The sequence below is a fragment of the Mesorhizobium sp. ISC25 genome (genome assembly GCF_042295465.1).
GTDB lineage: Bacteria > Pseudomonadota > Alphaproteobacteria > Rhizobiales > Rhizobiaceae > Mesorhizobium.
Window position 1 is genome coordinate 3,272,362 of sequence record NZ_CP135441.1, and the last position, 26,229, is coordinate 3,298,590.

Consider the following 26,229-nt stretch of genomic DNA (forward strand, 5'->3'; position numbering starts at 1 on the left):
TTCCCTATTCCAGAATTCCGAAAGGCAGGTCGGCGCGCATCGGCGCCGGCCGGGCGCAGCCATATCTCAGGTCGATACGCTGCCCTATCTCTGCTGAAGAGATGATCGATTCCATGATTTCCAGGACATGGAGGGAAAGATCGAGACTAGCACGGTGCTGCCTGCCGGAGACGATCGCCTGCGCCATGTCGGCAAGGCCGAGGCCCCGGTAATTGCCGTCGCCATAAGAATGGATCTGATCGGCCACCGTCCAGTCGCCCTTGCGCAGGCTGGTCCTGATGTCGCCCTGGAACTGATTGGGATCGGAGACGATCATCGAGCCGGTGGTTCCGTAAAGTTCGATGTGATTGTGTTCATGCTTCCAGACGTCGAAGCTGGTGGTGATCGACACCGCCGCGCCATTCTCGAATGCGAGCAGGCCGGAAATATGGGTCGGCACCTCGACCTGGATTGTTTCGCCCTGGCGCGGTCCAGAACCGACGGTGCGGGTGGCATATGATGACTTCGCCTGCCCGGTCACCGATTTTGCCGGACCCAGAAGATTGACCAGGCAGGTCAGATAGTACGGTCCCATGTCGAGCATCGGCCCACCGCCGGGCTGATAGTAGAAATCCGGATTGGGATGCCAGAGCTCGTGGCCGGGCACCTGCATGAAGGCAGAGCCGGCGACAATGGTGCCAACCGTATCCTCATCGACCAGCCGCCGCGCCGTCTGGTGGGAGCCGCCAAGAAAGGTGTCGGGTGCGCAGCCGACACGCACGCCCTTTTCGCGCGCGGCCGCGACGAGCCGCTCGGCGTCGCTGAGCGTCGTTGCCAGCGGCTTCTCCGAATAGACGTGCTTGCCTTGTCCGACAGCCTGCAAGCCGACCGGCACATGATGCTGCGGCGTCGTCAGATTGAGCACGATCTCGACGCGCGGATCGGCCAACAGCGCGTCGACCGGCATGGCAGCCAGGCCGTAGGCCGCTGCCTTGGCCTCGGCCGCCGTCCGATTGATGTCGGCGACGCCGACAATGTCGAGCACCGGAAATTGTGGCGACGCCTTCAGATAGGCATCCGAAATGTTGCCGCAGCCGATAATGCCGACACCGATCCTCCGCATGGGCTTCTCCTCAAAAGGCGGCATTGATGAAACAGCAGAACTCGTTTGTCACCCCCCTTTCAGCCAGACGACGTTATCCCGTGACAAGGATATACCTCGAGAGCCTCAGAACCGCCGCTCGATCACAATCGCGCGCCCATGCGCGAGGCGCTTGCTTTCGAGATCGAACGGCCGGTACTCAGCAACATTGCTTCATGTAGTTTGCTCGACATTCTTGATGCCGGCTTTGAGCACAGCACCGATTTTCACCCGTAGAAGGACGCACATGATCCGCCCACAAGGAACCATCGCACCGATCCTGACGCCGTTCGAAAACGACGGCCGCATTGCCCGCGACCTCTGGATATCACACGCCAAGTGGGTGCTGGATCAGGGAGCGCATTTCCTGTCACCGTTCGGCACGACAGGCGAGGCGTTGTCCGTCTCGTTGCGCGAGCGCATGCAAGCGCTGGAGTGGCTGGTCGAGGCCGGCATTTCGCCGGGCCGTCTGATGCCCGGCACCGGTGTCACAGCACTTGCCGAAACCGTCGAGCTGACGGCGCATGCGGTCGGTCTCGGCTGTGCAGGGGTGATGGTGCTGCCGTCGTTCTTCTATACGGCCGCCGGCGACAACGGCCAGGCCCGCTACTACAGCGAGCTGATCGGACGGGTGGCGAACCCGGCGATGAGAATGATCCTCTACCATATCCCGCAGAATTCCGGCGTGGCGGTGAGCCCGGCGCTGACTGCCCGGTTGAGCGAAGCGTTTCCGGATGTCGTGGTGGCTTACAAGGACAGCGCCGGCGATTGGAACAACACCGCGGCGGTGATTGCGGCAGCCCCAAGGGTCGCGGTGTTCCCGAGCTCGGAAGCACAGCTGACGAAAGGCCTCGCCAACGGTGCTGCCGGCTGCATCTCGGCGACAGTCAATCTGAATGCCGCAGCGATCCGGGCCCTCTACGACGCAGCGCTGGCGGGAGAGGACACTACCGACGCGGACGCCGCCATCAAGGCATTCCGCAAAATCATCCAGGACGCCGGCCTCATCGCCGCGATGAAGGCAGTGCTGGCGGTACGGTCCGGCGACAGACGCTGGCTGAACCTGCGCGCACCGCATGAGAACGCGACGCAAGCCACCGGCGAAGCTTTGCTCGCCCTTCTCGGCCAGCTAGCCGACCATATCGGCCGGAGCTGACTATCGGGCCGTGTTCAGGGCGGCAGCAGCGCGTATCAGCGCCTTGAACGCATTCTCATCTATGTCTTCGCCCTCACGGATATCGATGGCGCGCCTGGTGTTGCCTTCGAGGCTGGAGTTGAATAAGCCTGAAGGGTCCGGCAGGGAGGCGCCCTTTGCGAAGGTCACTTTCACGACGTTCTTGTAGGTCTCGCCGGTGCAGATTATTCCGGCGTGCGACCACACCGGAACGCCTCGCCACTTCCACTCCTCGACCACTTCCGGGTCAGTCTGCTTGACGAGAGCGCGGACATGGGAAAGCGTCTTGCCTCGCCAATCGCCCAGCTCACTGATCCTCGCATCGATCAGCTGAGAGGGAGAGCTCTCTGCATTTCCTTCCATAGAGCCACTCTTCATCATCATTGTCGCTTTCCCTTGGGTTGTTGCCGCTCGCCCGTCACATGAATACCGCTGGTCGGCACCAGGTTTGCGGGGATGACTGGCATTCCACTCACATTCGCTCGCCAGGCAACTGGCTGGCTTGCTGTACCCAGTCGGTGAGTTGAGCTTCGTCGAGCTGGTCGTCCTCGCGGATGTCGAGGTAGCGCACGTCCTTGTGCTTGGACTCGCCGGGTGGGACGGGACGCAGCGACGCGCCGCGGAAGAAAGCCAGCTTGATGTACTTTGTGAAGCAATGGAAGTTGAGGAACCAGCTTTGGCCCTCTACGCCATAGAAGGGCGAGTTCCATTTGACGGCCTTGCGCAGGTTGGGAACGTTGCGCTCGATGAGTGCGTCGAGGCGGCGCCCGACATCGCGTTTCCAGCCCGGCATGGCCGCGATGTAGGCCTGCACAGGAGCGTCACCATGACCCTTCGGGATCTGCGGGTTGCCGCCTGCGAGGAGGACCGGCTTGGCGGCTGCACGCTTGGCGGCGGGCTTCTTCGCGACCGCCGCTGACTTGATGGACGTCTTGTCGGCCATGCGTTCACTCCAATGCGCCGGTGCCCCCTGCGCTGCGCCACTTGGGCGCGTAAGGCAGCACGAACATGTACAGTCCGGTAAGCAGGAGCAAGCCGAGTGGAAACAGCGGCAAGAGGTACACCCAGTAGGCGGGTTCCTTGCCTACTCCCAGGCTGATGAAGATGGCGGCGACGACCGCCGCAAAGATAATCGACAGCCAGCGGTGGATCTGCCGAACCCATTTGTTCCAATCCATTGAGACCTCCTCTGAAGACGAACCGAGCGGATCGGCGGCCCGTTTGGCGGCTCTCGCCGGGCAGCCACGCCACCGAACGCGTGCTTTACCGGCGTGCCAGCTGGGTGATTTGAACGAGATTGCCGCAGTTGTCGTTCAGCTGGGCGATGGTCGAGCCGGTTACCTCGGTCGGCGGCATCGTGAACTCGGCGCCGCGCGCTTTGATGCGCTCGTAATCGCTCTTGACGTTATCGGTGAAGAACATGACCGCGGGCTGGCCCTGCTGGAAAATGGCTTTCTGGTAGGCCTTTGCGGCCGGGTTGTCATTGAGCGCGAGTTGCAGCTCGGTCCCGTCCGGCTCGTCGGGTGATGCGACGGTCAGCCAACGAAACGGCCCATTGCTGAAATCGGCCTTTTTCGCAAAGCCAAGCGTTTCGGTGTAGAAACCCAGAGCCTTTTCCTGGTCATCCACGTATACTTTTGTCAACTTGATCTTCATTGCCTTGCCTCCATTATCGCCCCGCCAACTGCCGCTCTGTAACAGAGTCCCTGCTTGAATAGCGCCCGCGGATCTCAGTCCGTCCGAGCCAGAACCTGCTCCAGATCGTCAAAGAATCTCGGCCAGCCGACTTTGGCACCCCGGAAGTAAGGCTGCTGATCCGGCCGGAAGCCCGACTGTTCCATGCGCAAGCGGGCTCCGGTGCTCGTGGGGGTGAGGGTCCAGGAGACGACACTCTTGAGATCCTTGGTATCCCACGTGTAAGTCAGCGTTCTGTTCGGCTCGACCGTCTGCACCTGACACTCGACAGAGCCCCAGTCTGCGTGAAGATTGAAGCGGTGGTTCGCGACAGGTTTGAAGTCATTTTTCATGAGCCACTCCTCGATCAAGTGTGGTTGCGTGAGCGCGCGCCAGATCTTCTCGGGCGGATAAGCGATTTCCCGTTCGACAATGACGGAGAGCGTTTCGGTCGCCATTTCGTTCACTGGTCCATCCTTTTGAGCAGGTCTTCGAGGTCGTCGAACCGGCTCTGCCAGAACCCGGTCATCTGGCTTGTCCAGTCGATCAGGGGGGCAAGCGCAGCAAGCTGCGCGCTATAATGGGTCTGTCGCCCTGCATGGCGGTCGCGCACGAGCCCGGCCTGCCTCAAAACGCCGAGATGTTTTGACACGGCCGGTTGCGAGATCCCGGCCTGAGCCGTCAGAGCCCCGACCGTCTGCTCTCCTTCGCGACACAGTCGCTCAAAAATAGCGCGCCGAGTCGGATCAGCAAGCGTTCTGAAGAGCACATCGTGAGCGTTTGGCATTGAGATCGATAACCCTTCGGCTATTGATCGATGTATAACCACCGGGATATGCATGAGTCAAGCGGGAAGCGGCGCAATTCTCGTTGCAGGTCACCTGCTTCGCTCACGCAGCCGGTTGCTCATTCACCGTACTCTGCACCGGAATTGTCACGCGTAATGCGCTACATGACCATCTACATGGTCAGGAGCTGAGATGGACGCGGTCAATCTGGCGGACGCCAAGGCACATCTGAGTGAGCTCGTCGACCGGGTCGAGGCTGGAGATTCGATCGACATCACCCGGCGTGGCAAGCCGGTCGCTAGGCTCACGGCCGTGGACCGCCCTCGCAAACGGATCGACGCCGTCCTGCTCCAATCCCTGACCGCAACCATGCCTCTGCAGGCTCAGGCTGCCGCCGATCTGGTGCGATCGATGCGAGATGGCGATCGCTATTGATGCTCTATCTCGATACTTCGCTGATCGTCGCGGCGCTATCCAACGAAGCCATGACCGCGCGCGTTCAGGGCTGGCTGGCGGAGCAGGACCCAGCGCAACTTGTGATCAGCGACTTGACCATCATCGAGATGTCCTCCGCCATGACGATCAAGCTTCGGACCGGACAGATCGACCTGGAGCAGCGCGCAGCAGCGCTCGCGATTGTTCAATAAGCTGGTCGCTGAGAGCTTCACCGTGCTGCCGGTGACGGGCGGGTATTTTCGGGTCGCCGCGAAATTCGCCGATCAGCATATGCTCGGGCTTCGTGCTGGCGACGCCCTGCACCTCGCGGCGGCATCGGAGCATGGCGCCACGGTGTGGACCCTCGACCAGCGGCTCGTCGAGGCAGGACCGATTCTCGGCGTACCGACGCAGTTGCTGGCATGATCAAGGCCTCTCCCCCAAAATGAACATACCCCAAGCTGCGAAAACCGATTGGCTGCGATCCTTGACCTTGACGCCTTCTGGATATACATTTTTTCCATCGTATATCCAGCAGAGGCAGTGACATGCAGGTTGCCAAATGGGGAAATAGTCTTGCGGTCCGCCTTCCCGCCGCTGTGGTCGAAGCGCTTGAACTCAGGGAAGGTGATGAGATCGAAATCCATGTCGCTGACGCCCGCCAGCTTGGCGTTGCGCGGAAGCCCGGGCGCGAGGAGTTGCTGAAGCGTCTCCGCGCCTTCCGCGGTCGGCTTCCCGCTGACTTCAAATTCGATCGGGACGAGGCGAATGCCCGTTAGTTTTTTCGATACCAATGTCCTTCTTTATATCGCGTCAGGCGATACGGCGAAGGCGGATCGGGCCGAGGCGGTTATCGCTGCTGGCGGGGCGATCAGCGTGCAGGTTCTCAACGAACTCACCAATGTCGCGCGTCGGAAGATGCAAATGTCATGGGACGACACGCATGCGCTGCTGACCATGCTGCGCGGCCTGTTGACGGTTCATCCGCTCACGCTCGAGACCCACGAAACAGGATTGAGGCTCGCCGAGCGGTACGGCCTTTCCACCTATGACGCGATGATCGCCTCCGCAGCGATTCACGCTGGCTGCGACACACTTTGGTCAGAGGACATGCAGCACGCAATGGCGCTCGAGGAAGGCTTGCGCATCGTTAATCCCTTTCGCGTTGCGAGTTGATCGAGCTCATTGAAGGGAGCTGGCCGGGAGCGAACTGGCGGCTTTCGGCCTTGCCGAGCCGCGCTTCGGCACGGAGAGCGATGCTGTCAACCACAAGCGTCTGCGCGGGCGAGGAGAAAGGCCGCCTCGCGTACGTTGCGGGTGAGCTTGGCCGCAGCCTCGAATTCGGCGCGGGCCTCGGCCAGCCGGCCGGCCCGAAACAGAAAATCGCCCCTCGCGGCTGGCAATGGCGCATAATTGCGCAGGGCGGCGGCGTCGGCAATCTCGTCCACCAGCCGCAGGCCCGCTTCGGGCCCGAAAGCCATGCTGTGGGCGACCGCTCGATTGAGATCGACCACCGGCGATGGCATCACTGCTCGCAGCCGGTCGTAGAGCGCTGCGATGCGGGGCCAATCGGTATCGGCCGGACTGCGCGCCCGCGCATGGCAGGCTGCAAGCGCGGCTTGTAACGCATAGGGGCCATCGCCCCCGAGAGCTTCGGCGCGGGCCAGCGCGTCAAGGCCTCGGCGGATCAGCAGTTGGTCCCAGCGTGCGCGGTTTTGCTCGGTCAGGGTCAAGAGGGCGCCGTCCGGCCCGATGCGTGCGGGCAGGCGCGACGCCTGGATTTCCATCAGAGCCAGCAGCCCGAACACCTCGGCATCCTCGGGCATCAGCCCCGCCAGCATGCGGCCCAGCCGTTGTGCCTCCACGCACAGGCCCGGCCGGACAAGGTCGTCGCCGGCCGTGGCAGCATAGCCTTCATTGAAGATGAGATAGATGACCTCCAGCACCGAGGACAGACGCGCCGCACGCTCGGCGCCGCGCGGCACCTCGAAGCTGAGCCCGGCCTTTCCGATCGTCTTCTTCGCGCGGACGATGCGCTGGGCGATCGTCACCTCGCTCGACAGGAAAGCACGGGCGATCTCGTCCGTCGTTAGGCCGCCGATGACGCGCAGCGTGAGCGCCGCGCGGGCGTCGGCCGAAAGTATGGGGTGACAGGCTGTGAAGATGAGGCCCAGCAACTCGTCGCCAAGATCGTCGTTCATGGCCATTTCGTTTCCCTCGGCCGTACCGTCGCACTCGCCGTCCAGCTCCCGCGCGATCTCCTCATGCTTGCGCTCGCGCATCTTGTCGCGACGGATCGCGTCGATGGCGCGGCGTTTGGCGACCGTCATCAGCCAAGCGCCGGGATTGGCCGGAACGCCGGTCCTGGACCATTCGGATAGGGCTATGACGAGGGCGTCCTGCACCAGTTCCTCTGCAAGATCGACATTACGCACGAGGCGGGCCAGGCCCGCGATGAGCCGGGCCCGTTCAATGCGAAAAATCGCCTCGATCGCCTGCTGCGTCTCGCCTGCAGTCATGCTGCCTTGTCGGCCAAAGCCATAATGGAGGCAGGCAGGTTGCGGCCGACAGGTTCAGTTGCCGCTGAGCTTCTCGCGCGTCCGGTCATGGATTTCCGTGACCTCCGGCGTCAGATTCCCATTGCCAATCAGCCAACTCGTACAGCGGCCGGATTTCAATCTCGCTCGGTCCCGGCATGGGATTGGGGCAGCGCTCCACCCAGGCGACCGCCTCGTCCATGTCCTTGACTTCCCAGAGCCAAAAGCCGGCGACCAGTTCGCGGGTCTCGGCGAAAGGCCCGTCGATGACCGTCCGGCGGGGACCATCGAACGCAACGCGCTTGCCCTGCGAGGAGGGCTTGAGGCCGTCGGCGTCGAGCAAGATGCCGGCATTGCGCAGCTCGTCGTTAAATCTGCCCATCGCCTCCATCGCTTCCTTCGCCTCGGGCGTGGGGAGAAAGCCCTTTTCGCTGTCCTCGGTAGCCTTCACGAGCACCATCACACGCATCGTCGGTCTCCTTGTTGAGCCGGCCTCACCGGCCGGCATCGAAACGACGAACGGAGTTTAGGAAATCGACATTGTCCTGCAAATTTTTTTCGAGGTTGAGGAGCAGGACGCCAATGGCGGCTCCCCTGGTCGGGAATTTGCGATGGCGCGATATCGAGATTGGGCGCAACGCTGGTCGCGATTGTAAGTAATTGAGTGGTCCGCCTAAACCATTTCGGGACGTTTTGAAGCCTCGCGGATCGCCTTGTGCACGCTGCGCTGCAAATCCATGAAGGCCGGGGTTTCCATGACCTCTTCCCGGCGCGGGCGCTCGATGTCGACATTGAAGGTCTGCGTGATGCGTCCCGGGCCGATCCCCATCACGATGATGCGGTCCGACAAGTAGACGGCTTCTTCCACATCATGAGTGACGAAGAGCACGGTGAGCCTGTGCTCCTCCCAGATCTGCGTCAGGAGTTCCTGCATCTGATGCCTGGTCAAGGCATCGAGCGCGCCAAAGGGCTCATCCATCAGAAGCATTTTGGGTCGATAGGAAAGAGCACGCGCTATGGCCACACGTTGCTTCATGCCGCCCGAAAGCTCAGACGGATAGCGATTGGCGCTGTGCGGGAGCTTGACCAGATCGAGATGCTCGCGCGCTATCCTGCGACATGTCGCGCGATCATGACCCGCGGCCTTGAGGGCGAACTCGATGTTCTGCTGCGCCGTCAGCCAGGGAAGCAGGGTGTAGGACTGGAAAACGACGCCGCGGTCGAGGCCCGGCTGCAGGATCGGCGCGCCATCGATGGCAAGATCTCCCGCGTCGAAATCCTGCAGTCCGGCAACGATCGACAGCAGCGTGCTCTTGCCGCAACCCGACGTGCCCACCAGCGAGACGAACTCGTTGTCGGCAAGATCGAGATTGATATCGCGCAGCACTTCCGTGCGCCGCGCGCCCGTGCCGAAGCTCTTGTGGAGACCTTTGATCCGCAGTTTGGGCAAACTCATCGGCGCGGCCTCATTGCACGTGGCCTTCCTGCCGGAACAGCACTTTTCCCAGTGCCTTCATGACCTGGTCAGTGATGAGACCAAGCACGCCCAGCAGCAGGATGTAGCCGATGATGGTGTTTGTCTGGAAATAGCGCTGGGACACGGTGATGCGGTAGCCGAGGCCTGATGTCGCCGCGACAAGTTCCGCCAACACCAGCCAGGTCCATGCCCAGCCGAGACTGATGCGCAACGTATCCCAGATGCCCGGCAAGGCGCTGGGAACCACGATGCGCGTCAGGATCTTGCGATCCGGCAGCCCGAGCGTCCTGCCAAGGCCGATGAAATCAGCGGGAACCCGCTTCACATTGTCCATGATCATCAGCACCTGCTGGAAGAAGGTGCCGATGAAGATGATCAGGAACTTCTGGGCATCGCCTGTCCCCGACCACAGGATGGAGAGGGGCACGAAAGCGACCACCGGCATGTAACGGATGAAATCCACAAGCGGCTCGATGGCCGCTTCCCAGGTCCTGAAGCTGCCGATCAGCACGCCAATCGGAATCGCCAATGCCGAGGCGATGAGGAAGCCAACGGAAATACGGTATATCGAGGTCCTGAGATCCAGCCACAGCGTGCCGTCACCCGAGAGCTTGCCGAGTTGGGTCACCACGCTTCCCGGCGAGGGCAGGAAAATTGGCTTTACCAGTCCCAGCCCCGTTGCCGCCCACCAGGCGAGGCCGAGGCCGGCAAAGACGGCCACTGCTATCATCAGGAAGCGCGAGCGTGCGATGGGCGCGCCGATCCCGGAGGATCGGCGACGGCGTGTCGGTTGTTTGGTCACCGGCCTCGGTGCTGCGTGAGACGGGCTCGTTTTGGTGGCACGCTGCTCGGACATTTGCGTCACCACCGCGAGCCGGCCCTCGTCATTTCGCGGCCTTGACGAATGACGGGTCGATCATCTGCTCCGGCGTCACGTCCGCCTGAAGCAGCCCGGCGTTCTTGGCGGCCGCTTCGACATCGGCGAATATCTTGGTGGAGAATTCGCCCATCAGCGCATCCTTGTTTTCGGCGAGACTATAGTAACGCACGCCATCAAAGGCGGTGTTGAGGTCTTCGACGCTCGAACCGACCGCCTTGGAGATGATCGCCCGGCCCTCGGGCGTGTCGGCGTTGTAGGCCTTCAGGGCCGCATCCCAGGTCTTGATCATGGCAAGCACCTGGCCAGGACGCGACTTGATCACCTCATCGCGCACCACGAACACGTCGCTGATCAGGCCGGGATCTTCGCCTGCGGTGAAGAGTAGCTTGACATCCTTGTTCTGCGCCCTGGCGGCGGTGAGATAGGGCTCATAGGTCACCGCGACCGGGACCTGGCCGGCGATCAACGCACTGCCGGCATCCGCCGCCGGCATTGGAACCGGCTGGACATCGGCGATGGACATGCCGTTCTTGGCGAGCGCGTACTTGAGCAGGATGTCGCTCGTCGTGCCTTCCTCGAAAGCGACCTGTTTGCCCTTGAGGTCGGCGACGGAGGCGACGTCCTTGCCGGCGATCATGGCGTCTGCCGTCATGCTGACGTCGAGCAGCAGCACGATCTTCACCGGCAGGCCGGCCGCAACCATGCCCATAGCCGTGTGGGTCGCGATGTTGGCGGCATCGAGCTGGCCGCTCGCCAGCGCGGCGTTGATGTCCTTGTCCTCGGCGAAATTCACGATCTGCACGTCGGACAGCCCGTTTGCCTTGAACAGGCCCTTGGCTTCGGCGACGTGCCACTGGCCGTAGCCAAGCCATGGCTCGATGCCGATCTTGAATGTTCCCGCCTCGGGCGTCGCCGGAATTGTCGTGTCGGCCGCGTAGGCCGCCGGGGCAAACCCGACGGCAGCAGCCATAACGAGTGCCCGAAATTGTCCTGTTAGGTTACGCATCATCTTGTTCCCCTTGATGATCAGGCCGCTTTTTTGAACCAAACATCCGGCCTGGTGAGAATGCGGGCTTCTGCTCTTGCGGCACCGTGCCTCGGCATCTTAGCTGTCCGTTCAACGAAAGTGCGACGACACTTCAACGTCAGCAACAGCGGATGTCAAGGCTAAATACATACATGCATATACAAGTTAGACCCCTCCTTCCGACTCTGAATCGCTTTACTGCGATCAGGTTTTTTTGGACGGAGAATACCGACTGCCAAGCGAGTAGCGGCTTCCAACGTAAGTCAGCTTGCTGATCGTGGCAACGACGGCGCCCGTCCATGTCCGGCGATGCAGAAACAGGCAGCAGCTGCCGACATCGATGCCCAGATACCGCGCCGTCTCGGCATCGGCAGGGGTCGCCGAGATGATGTGCTCGACCTCCGTCACCGGGGTTTTCTGCATCAGGTAGTCGTAGGTCGCTGTCTTGGAAAAGTCCTGCTTGTCATAGTCGGGTATCAGGCCCGGGTTTACGAAGCGCTCTTCCAGTTGCACAGGCAGGTCGTTCTCGAAGTTAACGACGATGGAATGATAGACCGACGCGCGTTTTGCGAACTCGAAAGAAAGCGCGAGCTCCTTTGTCGGCGTGATCTTTTCGAGGACGATAACCTCCGAGCGATGCCTGTTTCCCCGCGCGACAATTTCCGCCGCGATGTTGTTGATCTCGATCAGTGCGGATTGCGGTCGAGGTGGCGCGATGAATGTACCGACGCCCTGGAGCCGGATCAGAAAACCCGCAGAGGTCAACTCCCGCAAGGCACGATGGACCGTCATCCGAGAAACGCCGAGTGTCGCCACGAATTCATTTTCGGACGGCAGCTTCCGATCCTTGCTCCATCGTCCGGTTCCGATGTTCGTCAGGATGTAGTCCTTGACCTTCTCGTAAAGAGGGCTGGCGGTGTCGGGCAAAGTGATCATTTCAAAAATCCTTTCCGGCAAGGTTCGGAAATCACACGCGCCCGGCAGACCGCATCCGGATGATTGTTTTCAAGCCATCGCCCTGCCCCGCCAACAGCAGCTCATAGGCTGCGGGAACATCGTCCAGGCCAATCTCGCGGTCGATCAGTTCGACCATGGGCTCAGTCAGTTCGCCGAGCATCCGGATGGCGTCGGGAAGCTCATCGGCGAAGGCGTGGCATCCCAGCAATGCGATTTCGCGTTCAACCAGGATGTTGGGATCGATATCGAGGCGGCCATGGAATATGCCGACCATCGCAACGGTGCCGCCGGCATCCAGAACGCCGAGCAACTGGCTGAGTGCTGCGATGCTGCCGGTCGCTTCGACGGCAGCAAGCAAGGGGGCATCCGCGGTGGCGGCGGCAATGGCGTTCCGGTTCAAGTCGACGATGCTGGCGCCGGTCACCCGCGCCACCCGGGCGCAGCGGCCCTGATTGCGATCGGCGACGAGCACGGTACCTGCGAATGTCCGGGAAAGCAGCAGTGCGGCAAGCCCGCCGATAGTCCCGCAGCCGACGACAAGAACGGAGCCCGCCGTTTTCGGCAGACGCCGCACTGCATGCAACGCTACAGCTAGCGGCTCGGCCATCGCCGCGACCCGTTCGTCCAGCACGGCATCGATGATGTGCAGGAGGCGCGCGGGCAGGACCGCCTGTTCGGCAAATCCGCCGTCGCATATCTCGCCGACAAAGCCCAGCGACGTGCAAAGATGCCGCCTGCCTGCATGGCATTGCGCGCATTTTCCGCACCAGAAACGGGAATCGGCGACCACTCGGTCGCCGACGGCGACGGTGTCCACGCCCTCGCCGATGGCGATCACCGTGCCTGTCAGCTCATGGCCAGCCGTCGAAGGCGACCGGCTTATCCATTGGCCCGTGCGAAAGTTGTGAAGATCGGAACCGCAAATGCCTGCGGCATCGACCCTCAGCTTCACCCAGCCTGGCTCGGGAGCGCCTGGCGCGGCGATATCCTCGACGCGCAAGTCGCCGGGTCCATGGAGTCGCGCCGCCCTCATCATCATCGTTTCCGCTCAGCCGGCGAGATAGCGATCGCGGATCTCCGAAACCGCGTTCTCATGCGAGCTGAAGCCTTCGTAGCGGGCGAGCCTGCGGGCATGCAGTGCGAGTTCTGGATAGGCCGCCGAGGTCACATAGCCGACCGACGATCTCTTGACGAAATCCGTCACGGAAAGCGGTCCAAAGGTTCGCGCCCACCGACTGGTCGGCAGCACCGCATTGGGTCCGAGGACGAAATTGGCGAGGGTCACCGGCGTATGCGGTCCCATGAGGATCTCGGCGGCTTCTGTGATACGTCCGAGATGCGCAAATGGCTCCGTTGACAGAATCTCGAGGTGCTCCGGCGCATAATCGTTGATGAAGCGGTAGCTGTCCTCCAGCGACTCGGTCAGCACGATGCCGCCGCGCTTTCCAGTCAGCACCGCGCGCGAGAACTCCACACGCTGTTCGCTCATCCGGGACCAGTGTTCCGGTATCGCAATCAATGCGGCTTCGGCGACCTTGCGGCTGTGCGTCACCAGGTAGGCCGAGGAATCCGGCCCGTGCTCGGCTTCGATCAACAGGTCAAGAGCGGCCAGGCCGCCGTCGACGCTGTCATCGGCAAAAATAATCGCTTCGGACGGACCGGCCGGGAGACCTGTGTTGATGATCGGGGACAACACGCTCTTTGCCGCCACCACCCACGGGCTCCCCGGCCCGACGATCTTGACGGCAGGCTTCACGGTCTCGGTTCCATAGGCGACGGCGGCGACCGCATGGGCGCCGCCGCATTTATACACGGTCTCCACCCCGGCGAGGCGGGCAGCAACCAGCGTCGCGGCGTCGACGGAACCATCCGAAGTCGCAGGCGTCACGATCGCGATCTGGGGAACCCCGGCAATCACCGCCGGAACCGACGTCATCATCGTCACCGAAGGGAACGCGCCTTTGCCGCGCGGAACATAAAGCGCGACCGAAGCGATCGGTGTGTATCGGTCGCCCGCATAGGCGCCTGGCCGAACTTCCTTGAGCCACATCGTTTCCGGGCGCTGCTCCTCGTGGAAATGCCGGATGTTCTCGATGCCGAACCGGATACTCTCCACGACATCCTTCTCGACCTTATCGAATGCCGCGTCGAACTCCGCTTCCGAAACTTTCAGTTCACCGTCGGCAACATCGGCTTTGTCGAGCTCGCGTGCAAACCGGAGCAAGGCCGCGTCACCTTCATCCTTGACGGACTGGATGATTGGACGGACTTTTTCGATGAAGGAAGACAGATCTCCTTCGGCGCGTTTCAGTAAACTGGCCCGCTGATCGACACTGAGGGATGACAGGCGGTGGAAGCTGACGTCAGACATGGCGGCTCCTTTTCTTAGGACGCAATTGCGATTAGCGCTTGTCGATCACTTCTGGGACACGTCTCCAGCCCCTGAAGCCTTCAAATCGATGCGAGAAAGCCTCCATCCACGGGAATGGACTGGCCGGTTATGTAGGCTGCCGCATCCGAAGCGAGGAACACCGCGATTCCGTGCAGGTCCGAGAGATCACCAAAACGGCGCTGCGGAATCTTGGCGAGCATCGATTGCTGCCATGCCTCGTTGCTGTAGAACACGTCTGTCATCGCTGTCCTGAAATAGCCAGGCGCGATGGCGTTGACCCGGATCCCAAGATCGGCCCACTCCGCTGCAAGCGCCCGCGTCATGCCGAGGAGTCCTGATTTCGACGAGCCGTACGGCACCGCCGTGGGAATCCCGACCTCGGAGGTCAGCGAGCAGAGATTGATAATGACGCCGGGCCGTCCGGCGTCTCTCATCTGCCGCGCGGCGGCTTGGGCGCAGAAGAAGGCGCCTTTGAGATTCGTATCGACAATCCTGTCCCACAGCGCTTCATCGACGTCGAGCGAGGGCCGGACCTCTTCCACACCCGCATTGTTGACGAGAATATCGAGACCTCCGAGCAGGCTGCCGGCCTCGGCTGTCGCCGCCCGGCACCGGTCGACATCGGTGACGTCCAGGGCGATGGCGTGCGCGACCCCGCCGGCGGTGCGGATGGCGGCCATCGTCTTCTCGAGCGAGGCCACGCTGCGCGCCGTGACCGCGACGTCGGCGCCGGCCGCGCTGAGCGCCTCGGCGATGCTGCGCCCGATGCCACGGCTTGCGCCGGTTACAAGCGCCTTCCTGCCTGACAGGTCGAAGAGAGATGCGTTGCGCATGTCATCCTCCTTGGTAATGTCGCGCCTGGACCGATCGCGTCGAGACTATCCGAATGCAGCTTATCTATACAAGCATGTACATCATGGCTGTGCGCCATGCGAAACTTTGCTTGTCAGAGCGGCAGCGCATCGGCCGACATCGGACCGGTCTATGCGGTTCGCCACAGCCCATCTGGAGTTCATCGGGAGGGATAGATGAAGCGCGCAGTAGACCACGACGCGATGAGCGTGGTTGGCTATACCACCCCCTGGAGTGCCAAAGCAGGCCAGCGGATCAACCTCAGCCTGTCATGCGATCGGCCGATAAAGGCCACACGAATTTGCCGGCTCGACAAGCCGGCTCCGGAATTTCTCGCCTGGCCCATCGAAACGATAGGTGAAGCACGGCATCGGCATTTCGACCAGGGGTCGTTCCTGTTCGTGCGAGCCGGCGAACTGGCCAAAGTACAAGCCCTCCACGGCATACGTTTTGAGCTGTTCCTCACGCGCAACGAAGGTGCGCGCACGATCCTGGAGGCAGGCGCCCTCGGGCTGCGCCTCCGCGACGGCGCATTTGTCGTGGAAATCGGCGGCGAAACTCTTGTCGAGAAGAAGGCGCCAACTGGTGTGTGGCTCACTGTCGAGTTGGATCTGCGGCAGGAGCAATCGCGTCTGCTCATCAAATCCCATGATCTTCTCGCGCCTTACGAACTCCATGAACGTTTTGACCGCCCTGCGCGGAACCTCCAGGCGCACGGCATCCATTTCGGAGCAGGTGCTACCCACCACGAACCTACCCTCAACGCGAAATTTGCTGCGATCCGGCTCGACACCCCACAGGGGACTGTTGCCTGGGATTTCCCGACGCTGTTACCAACGCCGCCGATCCTGTCGTCGGACGGAGCAGATCCGCTGCTCCTAGATGTGATCAATCAGCCAGCCTTCTGCGTGACTTCGGCACGCTGGGACGGATCGAGCTTCGAGCCTCGCTTAGTGCCGTCGCACTACGACGCTATCCATTGCCACGACGACGACATCGGCCCGCTTGAGTGGCCGGTATCGCACCGCGTGACGATCCCTGAAAACGCACACCCAGGCGTCTACGCGTTCCAGGTCGAATGGGAGGGTGGCTACGAACGCGTGGTGTTCTTCGTCACCTCTTCACAGGTTTCGTCGCCGCTGTTGTATCTCGTGCCGACGGCCACCTATCTCGCTTATGCGGACGAATATCTCCCGGATCATCTTTATGAATGGAAAGGCGACGACCGGGGACATCGCTTCGCGATCGCCAACAATCTGAAATCTCTTTACGACTACCACTCCGACCTCAGCGGCGTTTCCATCTGCTCCTACAAAAAGCCGAAAGTGACGCTCAGGGACGATTACGACTATCCGCTCTGCGGCTGCCCACACAATTTGCCGGTCGATCTGCACTTCCTCCGATTCTGCCACGGCAATGGAATCGTGTTTGACGTCCTGACCGATCACGATTTGCACGAATGCGGCATAGACGGTCTGCGTCGACATCAGGCCGTCGTCACCGGCAGTCACCCCGAATATATGTCGATCGAGATGGAGCAGGCACTGCGGCAGTTTGTGGCCGAAGGCGGCAGCATTGCCTATCTCGGCGGAAACGGCTTCGCTGCCACTGTGGCTTTCAAGGACGACCTGATGGAGCTGCGGCGCTCGCCGCTGGAGGCTGGCCGCACCTGGGACGGCCCGGTCGCCGAACAGGCGCTGTCGATCACCAACGAACCAGGCGGCTATCTCCGCTCCCGCAGCCGAGGCGAATTCTCGCTGATCGGCGGCGCGATCTCACTGATGGGCTTCGAAGGCGCGCGCCCCTTCACGCGCACTGATGAAAGCCGTGAAGCAGGATGCGCATGGCTGTTCGAAGGCGTTGAAAATGCGACCTTCGGCACGGACGGCATCGTGCTGGGCGGTGCCGCGGGTTACGAAGTGGATGCGACGGATCCAGCCCTCGGCACGTCCGCTGACACCGTCGTGATCGCGCGTGCGACCGGATTTCCCGACAGCTTCTTCCAGGATCCGACGCGCTGGTATGAGGGTGGGGATACTCAACGCATCGCCCGCCGCTGCGCCGAAATGACCCTGCGAAAGCTCGCAGCAGGCGGCTTGATCTTTTCGGCAAGCTCGGTTGCCTGGTGCGGCGCGCTGCCAGCCGCAGGCGCCATGAACGATGTCGGCAGGATCACGCTCAATCTGCTCAACCGCCTCGGCGCGACGAAAGGAGAACCCAATCCAGTCGAGAAAATCTAAAGACCCGTATCCGCTTGGCGGCGCTATGCACGTCGAGTTCTGAGCCCCGGCTTCAACCGCGCAATGCGGCCGCGACAAGGCTCTGCATCGAGGTGGTCGGACGACCGATTAGCCGCCCCAGGGCGCCTCCGTCATCGAACAACGCTCCGCGTGCGGCTGCAGCGTCGGTATCGGCCAGAAGAGCAGCAAAGTCGGCCGGCAGCCCGGCCCCCGTCAACACATCCTGATAAGCGGCTTGGGAAAGATGGTTGTAGGCGATAGCCTTGCCCGACTGCCGCGAGACCTCCGCCGCAAGCTCGGCGAGCGTGAAGGCCTGGTCTGCGGCGAGCTCGTATGTTTTCCGCGCCTGGCCGTCGGTCGTCAGCACCACGGCTGCGGCCTCGGCATAGTCCCGCCGCGCGGCGGACGAGAAGCGCCCGTCTTGCGCGGCGCCGACGAAGACGCCGTGCTGCAGAGCCGCCGGAAGCGCCAGCAGATGGTTCTCGGTGTACCAGCCATTGCGCAGGATGACGGCAGGAAGGCCCGAGGCCGCGATGACCTCCTCCGTCTGCCGATGCTCGATTGCGAGCGTTGCGGGAGACGTGTCGGCGTGCAGCATGCTGGTGTAAGCGATTAGCGAAACCCCGGCGCGTTTGGCTGCCTCGATCACCGCCTGATGCCGCGGCAGGCGGCCGCTGACCTCGGTCGACGAAATCAGCAGCAGTTTCTGGACGCCGGCGAAAGCTGGGGCGAGCGTGTCGGGACGGTTGTAGTCCGCCTCTCTTACGATGACACCGCGCTCTGCCAGATCGCTGGCCTTTGCCGGATTGCGAACCGCCGCGACGATCCGGTCGGCGGGAATGGTCTTCAGCAGTGCCTCGATCACCAGGCGGCCAAGCTGTCCCGTTGCTCCAGTTATTGCGTACATCGTTCAGTCCAGTTCGTTGTTGCGTGGACCGGAGAGCCTTCGAATAGCGGCCATCGTTACCATTGGAAACCACGTATCTTGTGGTTACCACTATTTTCCGGTAACCAACTGGAAACTCCCCGAGAAGGGTGCGCGATGGTTCTCAAGACGCGAAAAAAGGTAAAGGCTCTCCCCGGCTGCCCCATGTCGAGGTGCATGGCGCTGCTTGGCGGCTGCTGGACACCCGAGGTGCTCTGGTCCCTGAGCGACGGCCCGCGTCGGTTCTCCGAACTCCGCCGCGATATCCCAGCCGTTTCGGCGAAGGTACTGACCAGCAGACTGCGAGACCTCGAGGAGCGCGGCGTCCTCTATCGCAACGTGATGGCGACATCACCGCCGACCGTGGAATATGAGCTGACCTCGTTGGGGCAGGAACTGCTTCCCGCTATCAGGTCTATTGTGGACGTCGGGTCGCGCCTGCTGCTCCGTGATTCTTCGGCTGAATGATCGTGAGCACATCGTTTGGCGGCCGGACTGCATTCGGGCTGTCCCCCGAACAGGGATGACGCTTGATGTGCCCGTTGATCTGGTGGTGGAGCAGTTCCGCCCGCCGGCAGGTCGGGCGTTTCAAATGGATGCCAGCTTCAGCCTCGGGTCATTGTTGGCGTGAACGCCCCTTCAGACCGGCCCGACGCAGCAGTTGGGAGATCGTAGAACGTGGCGAGGGTTACTTCGCCGAAGCGGGAGATCAGGAGTTGCTCCGCTCAAGCAAAGACTGGTCTAGGTGTGTTTACGGCAATCCGGCGCGCCGGAGCGATCGCCGAGGGTGAACAAGGCAGCCCCCATAAACTCGGACCTGCGCTCACTGATAGGCATCGACAGGACTGACGCAAATAGCGGGCGGGCATTTAGAGGGTGGTAATGCGCAGTGACTTGGGCCCTCCAGGAGACTAAGCTAGCATGCTTCTGCCAGCATGAAGAAAAAACCGCCGCATGCCCCGTTTTCTTGCCGTCTACACCATGAAGCCCGAAGACCTCGCCCGCTTTCGTAGCCTGCCTAAGCCCGAGCAGGATGCGATTGATGCCGTCGGCCTACAGCAGTGGGCGGACTGGGAGGAGAGAAATGCCGCATTTTTCCCCGATCGCGGCGGCATGGTCGGTAAGACGAGGCGCATTACCAGGGACGGCATCGCCGACGCCGTGAACCCTTTCTGCGGCTATATTGTCGTCGAGGCCGATACCATCGATGCCGCCGCCCGCCTGTTCGAGAACCACCCGCATTTCACGGTCTTCCCAGGAGACGGCGTGGACATCATGCCCTTCCTCACCGACCCTGCTCCGACTTGAACATCCGCTAATCGCTTGCGATTTACCAGAAGGGGCGGCCGGCAACGCAGCCCACTCGGCCTCCCCTTGCACGCCGCCAACCTGTCTGTTAAATACTGAACCATATGGTTCAGTATTTAATGCCCCACCTCGATGCCTCGTTCGCCGCGCTCTCGGACGCCACCCGGCGCGGCGTTTTGGAGCAACTCGGACGAGCAGACGCCTCGATCACGGACCTTGCCGAAAAGTTCCACATGACCCTCACGGGCATGAAGAAGCACGTCGGCGTCTTGGAGAAGGCGGGGCTCGTCACCACGGAGAAGGTTGGGCGCGTGCGGACCTGCAAGCTTGGCCTACGCGCACTGGAGGAAGAGGCGGCATGGATCGAGAGGCACCGCCAGCTCTGGGACGCACGCTTCAACGAGTTGGACAAGGTTGTCGAGGAATTGAAACGGAAGGAGAAAGTCGATGGACGAAACAAGAGCTAGTGAGCCCACCCCCATGCAGAACCGCACGATGGTGGAACGGAAGTCCGACCGGGAGCTGGTCGTTACGCGAAACTTTGACGCGCCGGCGCGCACCGTGTTCGAGGCTTGGACCAAGCCCGAGCTGTTCATGCGGTGGTGGGCACCGAAGTCGATGGGCATGTTCCTGCGTTCCTGCGAGATGGATGTTCGTGTCGGGGGCAGGTACCGTTTGGTGTTCGGTCACGATACCTCAAACCCTGACGAGTTCTTCGGTAGGTATATCGAAGTGACACCGCACTCGCGCCTCGTCTGGACCAATGACGAAGGTGGTGACGGTGGACCCATCACCATGGTGACCTTCGAGGAAAAAGGTGGCAAGACGCTGCTGGTCATGCACGAGCTCTATCCCTCAAAGGAAGCTCTCGACGCTGCCGGCACCGGGGCGGCGGATGCGATGGGCGAGACGTTCGAGCAACTGGACGAGCTTCTCGTCACGCTAGGCGCGAGCGTGCGATGGTGATGAAGTCGTCGATCTCCCGGTCGGCCGCCTGGATCTTCAACTAGGCGGAAGAGAACCCCGACGAAATCGTCGCCGCCCTCTGTGAACCCACGAGGCCAATCATCAAACTCATTGAGGTTTCGCCAACTATCGGGACCAATCGAGCGATTTTCGCACCTTGCGACGTTCGGCGACGCGCTCAGGTCATCTCAAAAAGTACCGTCACCGCCCCAGCTAAGGCATTAGCCAGAGGCCAAAGCGACCGACAAGCAACCGGTGTTGCACACACCCTGCTGCAGGCGGTGTGTTGTGAGCGCTGGCATCCACTCGATTCCTGCCGAAATTCCGGCTAGCTTGGGCGATAGATGGCTCAGTTCTGGTCGGTGAATCATAATCAGACCGCCGGTCAAGAGATTGATGGGCAGCACCTTTGGTCCCCCAAGACCGAGACCAATGGCGCGCGAAATGAGTTCTACAACAACATGCGCCGTGCGACGCCCGGCGACCCTGTCCTTTCGTATACCGATCAAGCAATTGACTATATGCGCAGGATAGCGGAATTCGCTTTCACCGCTCCGAAACCAATCGAGTTCGGAGAGACCGGAGCTTATTGGAATCAAGAGGGATGACTTCTGCCGATCTTTTGGACACCGCTTTCCCCGTCCACCCATCCGAAAACAACAACAGGGAGTCTCGGCCCGCTCCCGCCGAGGCGATATTCGCCAATCCATCTAGTTTCGGACTCAGGCAATCAGAAAGTTATCTGACAGGCATTCCACAGAAGTAATACAAATTGAAAATCGCGGCCTCATGTTTCAAAACCAGGATGGTTTCGAAGCCGTCGGGTCGCCCACGGTCCTCAAAGCGAGAATTCTAAGAGACGTTCAACAATGACCCAGCACGCAGAAAACGCTCGAATTCTCATGTACAGCCACGACACGTTCGGGCTCGGCCACTTGCAGCGCTGCCGGACTATCGCGCATTCGCTGGTCGAGGATTTCCGCGGACTTCAGGTGCTTATCATTTCGGGTGCGACTATCGCTGGCGCCTTCGACTACCGCGCCCGTGTCGATTTCGTGAAGATCCCCAGCGTCATCAAGCTGCGCAATGGTGAATACACCTCGCTGGAAAAGGACATCGATCTGCATGAGACGCTAAGGATGCGCCAGTCGATCATCCGCCATACAGCTGAGACCTTCCGGCCGGATATCTTCATCGTCGACAAGGAACCGCTCGGCCTGCGCGGTGAGATTGAGGACACGCTGTCCTACCTCAAGACGCGGGGCACCACGCTGGTGCTTGGCCTGCGCGAGGTGATGGATGCGCCGCATCTGCTCGAAGCAGAGTGGGCACGCAGGGATGTGATGCGCAAGATAGGCCTGTTCTACGACAAGGTCTGGGCCTATGGCCCGCCGGATTTCTACGATCCGTTGACCGGCTTGGATGTGCCGCCGGCTGTCAGGGCAAAGATGAGGTTCGTCGGTTTCTTGCAACGGAGCCTGCAGCGGAACGAGTTGCCCGGCCACCGGCCAGAGGGCGACTATATCCTCGTTACCACCGGTGGCGGCGGTGACGGCGCCGAACTGATCCACGACGTCATCGATGCCTATCAGCAGGATCCGCAATTGCAGCATAGAGCCCTGATCGTGCTTGGACCTTACATGCCGGCGCGCAAGCGCAACAAGCTGCTCAAGAAGGGGTCCAAGATCCCCTACATCAAGATCATCGAGTTCGACAACCGCATGGAAGACCTGATTGCCGGCGCCAAGGCGGTAGTGGCGATGGGCGGCTACAACACCTATTGCGAGATACTGTCTTTCGACAAGCCGGCGCTGATCGTGCCGCGCGTCGAGCCCCGCCAGGAACAATTGATCCGCGCTCGGCGCGCAGCCGAACTCGGCCTCATCGAGATGCTTTTGCCGGAGGAAGCCAAGGATTCCCAGCGGTTTGCCGATGCACTGGTGGCGCTGCCGGACCGGCCCCACCCATCACAGAGCAATCCGCATCTGACGCTGGAAGGGCTGCCTCATATTTCCGAAATCGTCGCGGAACTGCTCGACCGGCGGGCCGGCCATCACCTTTCGGTCATTGAAGGAATGACCTGAGTTGCAACATCGCAAGATCGTCGTGGTTCTGAAGGGCTATCCGCGGCTGTCCGAAACCTTCATCGCGCAGGAACTGCTCGGTCTTGAGCGTGCGGGGTTCGACCTGATACTCGTCGCGCTCAGGCGGCCGACCGACGCAAAACGCCACCCCGTGCATGACGAGATCAAAGCGCCCGTTCATTATCTGCCGGAATATCTGCATGAAGAGCCGCTGCGCGTGCTTCGCTCGCTGTTTGCCTATCTGCTGCGACCGGGCTTCTGGCGCGCGCTCGGATCGCTGGCTGCCGATATGCCCCGCGACTTTACGCGCAATCGCGCGCGCCGCTTCGGGCAAGCGCTCGTGCTGGCGGCCGAATGGCCGGAAGACGCAGGCTGGCTGCATGCACATTTCGCGCACACACCGGCATCGGTGACGCGCTATGCCAGCCAGCTTCGTGGCCTGCCCTGGAGCTGCTCGGCCCATGCCAAGGACATCTGGACTTCAGCGGACTGGGATCTGGCTGGGAAGCTTTCCTCGGCCCGCTGGACGGTCACTTGCACGAAAACCGGCTTCGACCGTCTGAAAAAACTCGCTAACGGCAACTCGTCTGTGCATCTGAGCTATCATGGGCTCGACCTTGATCGCTTCGGCAGTTTCGGCGAGGCGCGAAAACAGCATGACGGCTCGGCGCCGGACGAACCCGTTATCGTTCTGAGCGTCGGGCGCGCCGTTGAAAAGAAAGGTTACGATACGTTGCTGGAGGCCCTTGCCCTGTTGCCCGGTGATTTGGCGTGGCGTTTCGAGCATATCGGCGGCGGCGAGGAACTGGAACGGCTCAAGGCGCTGGCGCAAAAGCTCGGCCTGGATGGTCGCGTCTCTTGGAAAGGCGCGCTGGCGCAGGAGGAGGTGCTTGAGCACTACCGTCGCGCCGACATCTTCGCCCTTGCCTGCAGGATCACCGCAAATGGTGACCGGGACGGTCTGCCGAACGTTCTGGTGGAGGCGGCTAGCCAGCGGCTTGCCTGCGTGTCGACCGATATTTCCGGCGTGCCGGAGCTTTTATCGCCGGATGAAACCGGGTTGCTGGTTCCGACGGAAAACCCGATTGCCCTGGCACAGGCGCTGGAGCGCCTGATCCGTGATCCCGTGCTCCGCGACCACCTCGGCGACGCCGCGGAGCGGCGCGTGCGCGGCAATTTCGATCATATGGCAAGCATTGGACAGCTCAAGGAACTGTTCGAGCGGGAGTGGCGGGCCGCCGAATGAAGCGGCTGCGCGCTTTCTTCTATGTCCAGCACCTGCTCGGCATCGGCCATCTCGCGCGCGCCAGCCGCATTGCAGCGGCTCTGGTCGATGACGGGTTTGACGTAACCGTCGTGACCGGCGGAGCGCCGATCGCCGGGTTTCCGGGATTGGGAGTAAAATCTGTAACCCTGCCACCTGTCACCTCCGGTGATGAGGGATTTTCGGGACTTGTCGACCTGCAAGGCAACCCGATCGACGATGATTTCAAGAAATGGCGTTCAGAGATGCTGCTGCAGGCATTCCGGGATTGCAGGCCTGATATCGTCATTGTCGAGGCGTTTCCATTTGGACGCCGGCAGATGCGTTTCGAACTCTTGCCGCTGATCGAGGCCATCGACGCGACGTCGCCCAGACCGCTGCTGGCGACGTCCGTCCGTGATATCCTCCAGGAGCGCGTCAAGCCGGGCCGAAACGAGGAAACGGTCGATCTCATCAACAGGCATTTCGATCTTGTTATGGTCCACGGCGATCCGGCTTTCGCAACCATCGACAAGACATTTCCACTGGCTGGGGCGATCAGGGCCGACGTCACCTACACAGGGCTCGTTGCCGCGCCGCCATCGCCCGCGGCCTCCGAGCGCTTCGACGTTCTGGTGTCGGTTGGCGGCGGGGCTGCCGGAAAGAGCCTTGTCAGCTCTACCATCGCAGCTGCGCGGAATGCCAACAACGCTTGGAAATGGTGTTTGATCACCGGCCCAAACCTGCCGAAAGACGAGTTTGACGCGATCGCACGCGATGCCACGCCAGGCCTGTCCATCTTCCGGTTCCGCGAGGATTTCGCCAGCCTGCTGACCGGCACCCGCCTGTCGGTCTCGCAGGCGGGTTACAATACGGTCTGCGATGTCCTGCGCGCGGGTTGCCGCTCCCTGCTCGTTCCATTCGCGGCCGGCGGGGAAACCGAACAGACGGTTCGCGCCCTGATGCTCGAAGAACTCGGTCTTGCAACGGTGCTGATGGAAAAGGACCTAACGCCTGAAGGTTTGGCGCAAGCGATCGAACAGGCGCTTGTGGGACCGATGCCATCCGCGCATCGTCTCGATCTGGAAGGCGCGCGTCGCTCCGCGCAGATCCTGCGCGAGCGGCATCGAACATGGTCCCTAAATGTGGGGCCCGGTTTCGAAAAAGTTCATGATCAAACAGACGATAGATCGTAGAGCGGTTCATCGTTTCACGCAGAACCGCTCTATCTCTTTGTTTTGACGCAATTCCCAAGGGAAAGCGCTACGCGCTTTTTCCCGGGAAAACCGTTTCACACTTTTCCTGGAATGCTCTAACGCGCGTCGCATCTGGTGAGATTCGTGCGACGCGCTTCAAGTCCTGTTTTTATGCGTGTCGTTGTCCCAAAACCGCTACGCGCTTTTGGGCGAAATGCATTAAACAGTTCCAATCAGCATGAAGCGCGTATAATTTTTTGTCGGCAGTTCGCCGGAGAACCGCACCTCCCGTAGCGCCGCCATTTCCTCGAAGGCTGCAAGTGAAGCCACGCAGTTGATGTGCGTCGGCTCGCTGAAATAATCGTTCGATTGCAGCAGTACATTCGTGCCCGGCGGAAGCAGAGCAAGCCAGGCGCGCAGATCGGCTATGTGTTCGCAGCTCGTATTGACCATCAGGTCGGGCCGCCCAGCCGCATAGTCGAGTGCGTACATATCTGCCGTCAGCGCCCGGAACCGGTCGCCGGCTTCCCGGTTGAGGGTTCGGGCGACCGGCGCGACTTCGGGATCGATGTCGATGCTATCGACCGCCGCGATGTCGAAGCGGGCATCGTTGAAAAGCATTGCAGGCAATACGCCGTACCATCCACCCAGAACCCATATGCGCTCGAACCGGCCGCCGCAGCTTTCGAACAGCCTGTCGAGCGCCCACATCTTGCAGGCGACCTGCTTGTGGTTGAAGGCGTTGGCGATATCGGCCTTCGGATGCTTGGCGACGACGCGCGCCAGCCCTGCCACGAGAGGGCAGTTGACATAAGCAGCAATTCCCCGCGTGAGGTCCAAGGCTTGCTCGTGCCAGTCCATGGCATTGCGTGGTTGCGTGACATCCATCATAATTCGTCTTGTATGTTGGGATTTTGGGCGACACAACGCAATCTTGCCTCCCGCAAGACTGTT

31 protein-coding genes and 1 pseudogene are annotated in these 26,229 nt (G+C 61.4%); 14 read left to right on the top strand and 18 right to left on the bottom strand.

The annotated features are described in order from the left end of the window. Positions 1 to 4: 4 nt before the first annotated feature. On the bottom strand, positions 5 to 1,102 hold the full coding sequence (locus RQ479_RS16395) for a Gfo/Idh/MocA family protein (RefSeq protein ID WP_376701837.1): 1,098 nt from the start codon (positions 1,100 to 1,102) through the stop codon (positions 5 to 7). A gap of 265 nt (positions 1,103 to 1,367) precedes the next feature. On the opposite strand from RQ479_RS16395, the gene RQ479_RS16400 reads away from it, so the two are divergent. Next, the gene (locus RQ479_RS16400; protein ID WP_376701838.1) at positions 1,368 to 2,276 is read left to right on the top strand and encodes a dihydrodipicolinate synthase family protein; all 909 of its coding nucleotides are present in this window, start codon (positions 1,368 to 1,370) and stop codon (positions 2,274 to 2,276) included. On the opposite strand, the gene RQ479_RS16405 is transcribed toward RQ479_RS16400, so the two are convergent. The 6 genes from RQ479_RS16405 to RQ479_RS16430 all read right to left on the bottom strand — a co-directional run bounded on the left by RQ479_RS16405 (position 2,277) and on the right by RQ479_RS16430 (position 4,755). Further along, complete coding sequence (locus RQ479_RS16405; protein ID WP_376705956.1) at positions 2,277 to 2,675, bottom strand: DUF1801 domain-containing protein; 399 nt, start codon at positions 2,673 to 2,675, stop codon at positions 2,277 to 2,279. It lies immediately after the preceding gene. A 91-nt stretch (positions 2,676 to 2,766) separates the two neighbouring features. Then, entirely contained in the window at positions 2,767 to 3,237 is a 471-nt protein-coding gene (locus tag RQ479_RS16410; RefSeq protein ID WP_376701839.1) for a DUF1801 domain-containing protein, read from the bottom strand. Positions 3,238 to 3,241: 4 nt separating this feature from the next. After that, positions 3,242 to 3,472, bottom strand: a complete 231-nt coding sequence (locus RQ479_RS16415) for a hypothetical protein (protein ID WP_352468028.1) — start codon at positions 3,470 to 3,472, stop codon at positions 3,242 to 3,244. A gap of 85 nt (positions 3,473 to 3,557) precedes the next feature. Next, entirely contained in the window at positions 3,558 to 3,950 is a 393-nt protein-coding gene (locus RQ479_RS16420; RefSeq protein ID WP_352516462.1) for a VOC family protein, read from the bottom strand. A gap of 74 nt (positions 3,951 to 4,024) precedes the next feature. After that, positions 4,025 to 4,435 carry an SRPBCC domain-containing protein gene (locus RQ479_RS16425; RefSeq protein ID WP_376701840.1) on the bottom strand — a complete coding sequence of 137 codons (411 nt, stop codon included), beginning with the start codon at positions 4,433 to 4,435 and terminating at the stop codon, positions 4,025 to 4,027. Then, positions 4,432 to 4,755, bottom strand: a complete 324-nt coding sequence (locus RQ479_RS16430) for a helix-turn-helix transcriptional regulator (RefSeq protein ID WP_023716560.1) — start codon at positions 4,753 to 4,755, stop codon at positions 4,432 to 4,434. Before RQ479_RS16430 ends, RQ479_RS16425 begins: the two co-directional genes overlap by 4 nt. 193 nt (positions 4,756 to 4,948) lie before the next feature. Between RQ479_RS16430 and RQ479_RS16435 the strand changes: the two genes are divergently transcribed. From RQ479_RS16435 to RQ479_RS16450, 4 genes and pseudogenes are all read left to right on the top strand, one after another. After that, positions 4,949 to 5,191 (top strand): type II toxin-antitoxin system Phd/YefM family antitoxin, encoded by a 243-nt coding sequence (locus RQ479_RS16435; RefSeq protein ID WP_376701841.1) that lies wholly within the window; start codon positions 4,949 to 4,951, stop codon positions 5,189 to 5,191. Then, positions 5,191 to 5,617: pseudogene (locus RQ479_RS16440) on the top strand (type II toxin-antitoxin system VapC family toxin). The gene RQ479_RS16435 and the pseudogene RQ479_RS16440 overlap by 1 nt, the downstream one beginning before the upstream one ends. Before the next feature lie 122 nt (positions 5,618 to 5,739). Next, on the top strand, positions 5,740 to 5,970 hold the full coding sequence (locus RQ479_RS16445; protein ID WP_023676182.1) for an AbrB/MazE/SpoVT family DNA-binding domain-containing protein: 231 nt from the start codon (positions 5,740 to 5,742) through the stop codon (positions 5,968 to 5,970). After that, complete coding sequence (locus RQ479_RS16450) at positions 5,960 to 6,367, top strand: PIN domain-containing protein (protein WP_292654409.1); 408 nt, start codon at positions 5,960 to 5,962, stop codon at positions 6,365 to 6,367. Before RQ479_RS16445 ends, RQ479_RS16450 begins: the two co-directional genes overlap by 11 nt. A gap of 86 nt (positions 6,368 to 6,453) precedes the next feature. On the opposite strand, the gene RQ479_RS16455 is transcribed toward RQ479_RS16450, so the two are convergent. From RQ479_RS16455 to RQ479_RS16495, 9 genes are all read right to left on the bottom strand, one after another. Then, positions 6,454 to 7,710, bottom strand: coding sequence for an RNA polymerase sigma factor (locus RQ479_RS16455; protein ID WP_376701842.1), 1,257 nt, complete (start codon positions 7,708 to 7,710; stop codon positions 6,454 to 6,456). 85 nt (positions 7,711 to 7,795) lie between these two features. Continuing rightward, positions 7,796 to 8,197 (bottom strand): YciI family protein, encoded by a 402-nt coding sequence (locus RQ479_RS16460; RefSeq protein WP_376701843.1) that lies wholly within the window; start codon positions 8,195 to 8,197, stop codon positions 7,796 to 7,798. A gap of 204 nt (positions 8,198 to 8,401) precedes the next feature. Then, the gene (locus RQ479_RS16465) at positions 8,402 to 9,184 is read right to left on the bottom strand and encodes an ABC transporter ATP-binding protein (RefSeq protein ID WP_376701844.1); all 783 of its coding nucleotides are present in this window, start codon (positions 9,182 to 9,184) and stop codon (positions 8,402 to 8,404) included. A gap of 10 nt (positions 9,185 to 9,194) precedes the next feature. Beyond that, positions 9,195 to 9,935: an ABC transporter permease gene (locus RQ479_RS16470; protein ID WP_352843751.1), complete on the bottom strand. Its 741-nt coding sequence runs from the start codon at positions 9,933 to 9,935 to the stop codon at positions 9,195 to 9,197. Between the two features lie 154 nt (positions 9,936 to 10,089). After that, on the bottom strand, positions 10,090 to 11,091 hold the full coding sequence (locus RQ479_RS16475; protein ID WP_376705957.1) for an ABC transporter substrate-binding protein: 1,002 nt from the start codon (positions 11,089 to 11,091) through the stop codon (positions 10,090 to 10,092). A gap of 225 nt (positions 11,092 to 11,316) precedes the next feature. Beyond that, complete coding sequence (hutC, locus tag RQ479_RS16480) at positions 11,317 to 12,048, bottom strand: histidine utilization repressor (RefSeq protein WP_376701845.1); 732 nt, start codon at positions 12,046 to 12,048, stop codon at positions 11,317 to 11,319. Between the two features lie 31 nt (positions 12,049 to 12,079). Continuing rightward, the gene (locus RQ479_RS16485; protein ID WP_376701846.1) at positions 12,080 to 13,102 is read right to left on the bottom strand and encodes a zinc-binding dehydrogenase; all 1,023 of its coding nucleotides are present in this window, start codon (positions 13,100 to 13,102) and stop codon (positions 12,080 to 12,082) included. A 15-nt stretch (positions 13,103 to 13,117) separates the two neighbouring features. Then, entirely contained in the window at positions 13,118 to 14,440 is a 1,323-nt protein-coding gene (gene hisD / locus RQ479_RS16490; protein ID WP_292654386.1) for a histidinol dehydrogenase, read from the bottom strand. Positions 14,441 to 14,520: 80 nt separating this feature from the next. Further along, positions 14,521 to 15,294 (bottom strand): 3-oxoacyl-ACP reductase family protein, encoded by a 774-nt coding sequence (locus tag RQ479_RS16495; RefSeq protein ID WP_352784049.1) that lies wholly within the window; start codon positions 15,292 to 15,294, stop codon positions 14,521 to 14,523. 195 nt (positions 15,295 to 15,489) lie between these two features. On the opposite strand from RQ479_RS16495, the gene RQ479_RS16500 reads away from it, so the two are divergent. Then, positions 15,490 to 17,553, top strand: a complete 2,064-nt coding sequence (locus tag RQ479_RS16500; RefSeq protein WP_376701847.1) for a N,N-dimethylformamidase beta subunit family domain-containing protein — start codon at positions 15,490 to 15,492, stop codon at positions 17,551 to 17,553. Between the two features lie 52 nt (positions 17,554 to 17,605). On the opposite strand, the gene RQ479_RS16505 is transcribed toward RQ479_RS16500, so the two are convergent. After that, a complete protein-coding gene (locus RQ479_RS16505; RefSeq protein ID WP_376701848.1) occupies positions 17,606 to 18,460 on the bottom strand; it encodes an SDR family oxidoreductase in 855 nt (284 codons plus the stop codon). Between the two features lie 195 nt (positions 18,461 to 18,655). Between RQ479_RS16505 and RQ479_RS16510 the strand changes: the two genes are divergently transcribed. The 8 genes from RQ479_RS16510 to RQ479_RS16545 all read left to right on the top strand — a co-directional run bounded on the left by RQ479_RS16510 (position 18,656) and on the right by RQ479_RS16545 (position 25,275). Continuing rightward, a complete protein-coding gene (locus tag RQ479_RS16510) occupies positions 18,656 to 18,946 on the top strand; it encodes a winged helix-turn-helix transcriptional regulator (protein WP_376701849.1) in 291 nt (96 codons plus the stop codon). A gap of 486 nt (positions 18,947 to 19,432) precedes the next feature. Continuing rightward, positions 19,433 to 19,786: a hypothetical protein gene (locus RQ479_RS16515; protein WP_376701850.1), complete on the top strand. Its 354-nt coding sequence runs from the start codon at positions 19,433 to 19,435 to the stop codon at positions 19,784 to 19,786. Between the two features lie 104 nt (positions 19,787 to 19,890). Beyond that, a complete protein-coding gene (locus tag RQ479_RS16520; protein WP_023716541.1) occupies positions 19,891 to 20,253 on the top strand; it encodes a helix-turn-helix transcriptional regulator in 363 nt (120 codons plus the stop codon). After that, positions 20,234 to 20,752 (top strand): SRPBCC domain-containing protein, encoded by a 519-nt coding sequence (locus tag RQ479_RS16525; protein WP_376701851.1) that lies wholly within the window; start codon positions 20,234 to 20,236, stop codon positions 20,750 to 20,752. Before RQ479_RS16520 ends, RQ479_RS16525 begins: the two co-directional genes overlap by 20 nt. Positions 20,753 to 21,096: 344 nt before the next feature. Continuing rightward, positions 21,097 to 21,360, top strand: coding sequence for a hypothetical protein (locus RQ479_RS16530; protein ID WP_376701852.1), 264 nt, complete (start codon positions 21,097 to 21,099; stop codon positions 21,358 to 21,360). A gap of 261 nt (positions 21,361 to 21,621) precedes the next feature. Beyond that, entirely contained in the window at positions 21,622 to 22,836 is a 1,215-nt protein-coding gene (locus tag RQ479_RS16535) for a glycosyltransferase family protein (protein WP_023716538.1), read from the top strand. A gap of 1 nt (position 22,837) precedes the next feature. Continuing rightward, positions 22,838 to 24,082: a glycosyltransferase gene (locus RQ479_RS16540; RefSeq protein ID WP_376701853.1), complete on the top strand. Its 1,245-nt coding sequence runs from the start codon at positions 22,838 to 22,840 to the stop codon at positions 24,080 to 24,082. After that, positions 24,079 to 25,275 carry a glycosyltransferase family protein gene (locus RQ479_RS16545; protein ID WP_376701854.1) on the top strand — a complete coding sequence of 399 codons (1,197 nt, stop codon included), beginning with the start codon at positions 24,079 to 24,081 and terminating at the stop codon, positions 25,273 to 25,275. The genes RQ479_RS16540 and RQ479_RS16545 overlap by 4 nt, the downstream gene beginning before the upstream one ends. Positions 25,276 to 25,494: 219 nt before the next feature. Here RQ479_RS16545 and RQ479_RS16550 read toward each other — a convergent pair whose 3' ends face one another. Continuing rightward, the gene (locus tag RQ479_RS16550; RefSeq protein ID WP_376705958.1) at positions 25,495 to 26,163 is read right to left on the bottom strand and encodes a class I SAM-dependent methyltransferase; all 669 of its coding nucleotides are present in this window, start codon (positions 26,161 to 26,163) and stop codon (positions 25,495 to 25,497) included. Positions 26,164 to 26,229: the final 66 nt, after the last annotated feature.

Excerpts from the sequence above, each read along its gene's own strand:
- RQ479_RS16395 (WP_376701837.1), bottom strand. The coding sequence starts at position 1,102 with ATGCGGAGGATCGGTGTCGGCATTATCGGCTGCGGCAACATTTCGGAT.
- RQ479_RS16400 (WP_376701838.1), top strand. The coding sequence starts at position 1,368 with ATGATCCGCCCACAAGGAACCATCGCACCGATCCTGACGCCGTTCGAA.
- RQ479_RS16405 (WP_376705956.1), bottom strand. The coding sequence starts at position 2,675 with ATGATGAAGAGTGGCTCTATGGAAGGAAATGCAGAGAGCTCTCCCTCT.
- RQ479_RS16410 (WP_376701839.1), bottom strand. The coding sequence starts at position 3,237 with ATGGCCGACAAGACGTCCATCAAGTCAGCGGCGGTCGCGAAGAAGCCC.
- RQ479_RS16415 (WP_352468028.1), bottom strand. The coding sequence starts at position 3,472 with ATGGATTGGAACAAATGGGTTCGGCAGATCCACCGCTGGCTGTCGATT.
- RQ479_RS16420 (WP_352516462.1), bottom strand. The coding sequence starts at position 3,950 with ATGAAGATCAAGTTGACAAAAGTATACGTGGATGACCAGGAAAAGGCT.
- RQ479_RS16430 (WP_023716560.1), bottom strand. The coding sequence starts at position 4,755 with ATGCCAAACGCTCACGATGTGCTCTTCAGAACGCTTGCTGATCCGACT.
- RQ479_RS16435 (WP_376701841.1), top strand. The coding sequence starts at position 4,949 with ATGGACGCGGTCAATCTGGCGGACGCCAAGGCACATCTGAGTGAGCTC.
- RQ479_RS16445 (WP_023676182.1), top strand. The coding sequence starts at position 5,740 with ATGCAGGTTGCCAAATGGGGAAATAGTCTTGCGGTCCGCCTTCCCGCC.
- RQ479_RS16450 (WP_292654409.1), top strand. The coding sequence starts at position 5,960 with ATGCCCGTTAGTTTTTTCGATACCAATGTCCTTCTTTATATCGCGTCA.
- RQ479_RS16455 (WP_376701842.1), bottom strand. The coding sequence starts at position 7,710 with ATGACTGCAGGCGAGACGCAGCAGGCGATCGAGGCGATTTTTCGCATT.
- RQ479_RS16460 (WP_376701843.1), bottom strand. The coding sequence starts at position 8,197 with ATGCGTGTGATGGTGCTCGTGAAGGCTACCGAGGACAGCGAAAAGGGC.
- RQ479_RS16465 (WP_376701844.1), bottom strand. The coding sequence starts at position 9,184 with ATGAGTTTGCCCAAACTGCGGATCAAAGGTCTCCACAAGAGCTTCGGC.
- RQ479_RS16470 (WP_352843751.1), bottom strand. The coding sequence starts at position 9,935 with ATGATAGCAGTGGCCGTCTTTGCCGGCCTCGGCCTCGCCTGGTGGGCG.
- RQ479_RS16475 (WP_376705957.1), bottom strand. The coding sequence starts at position 11,091 with ATGCGTAACCTAACAGGACAATTTCGGGCACTCGTTATGGCTGCTGCC.
- hutC (WP_376701845.1), bottom strand. The coding sequence starts at position 12,048 with ATGATCACTTTGCCCGACACCGCCAGCCCTCTTTACGAGAAGGTCAAG.
- RQ479_RS16485 (WP_376701846.1), bottom strand. The coding sequence starts at position 13,102 with ATGAGGGCGGCGCGACTCCATGGACCCGGCGACTTGCGCGTCGAGGAT.
- hisD (WP_292654386.1), bottom strand. The coding sequence starts at position 14,440 with ATGTCTGACGTCAGCTTCCACCGCCTGTCATCCCTCAGTGTCGATCAG.
- RQ479_RS16495 (WP_352784049.1), bottom strand. The coding sequence starts at position 15,294 with ATGCGCAACGCATCTCTCTTCGACCTGTCAGGCAGGAAGGCGCTTGTA.
- RQ479_RS16500 (WP_376701847.1), top strand. The coding sequence starts at position 15,490 with ATGAAGCGCGCAGTAGACCACGACGCGATGAGCGTGGTTGGCTATACC.
- RQ479_RS16505 (WP_376701848.1), bottom strand. The coding sequence starts at position 18,460 with ATGTACGCAATAACTGGAGCAACGGGACAGCTTGGCCGCCTGGTGATC.
- RQ479_RS16510 (WP_376701849.1), top strand. The coding sequence starts at position 18,656 with ATGGCGCTGCTTGGCGGCTGCTGGACACCCGAGGTGCTCTGGTCCCTG.
- RQ479_RS16515 (WP_376701850.1), top strand. The coding sequence starts at position 19,433 with ATGCCCCGTTTTCTTGCCGTCTACACCATGAAGCCCGAAGACCTCGCC.
- RQ479_RS16520 (WP_023716541.1), top strand. The coding sequence starts at position 19,891 with ATGGTTCAGTATTTAATGCCCCACCTCGATGCCTCGTTCGCCGCGCTC.
- RQ479_RS16525 (WP_376701851.1), top strand. The coding sequence starts at position 20,234 with ATGGACGAAACAAGAGCTAGTGAGCCCACCCCCATGCAGAACCGCACG.
- RQ479_RS16530 (WP_376701852.1), top strand. The coding sequence starts at position 21,097 with ATGGCTCAGTTCTGGTCGGTGAATCATAATCAGACCGCCGGTCAAGAG.
- RQ479_RS16535 (WP_023716538.1), top strand. The coding sequence starts at position 21,622 with ATGACCCAGCACGCAGAAAACGCTCGAATTCTCATGTACAGCCACGAC.
- RQ479_RS16545 (WP_376701854.1), top strand. The coding sequence starts at position 24,079 with ATGAAGCGGCTGCGCGCTTTCTTCTATGTCCAGCACCTGCTCGGCATC.
- RQ479_RS16550 (WP_376705958.1), bottom strand. The coding sequence starts at position 26,163 with ATGGATGTCACGCAACCACGCAATGCCATGGACTGGCACGAGCAAGCC.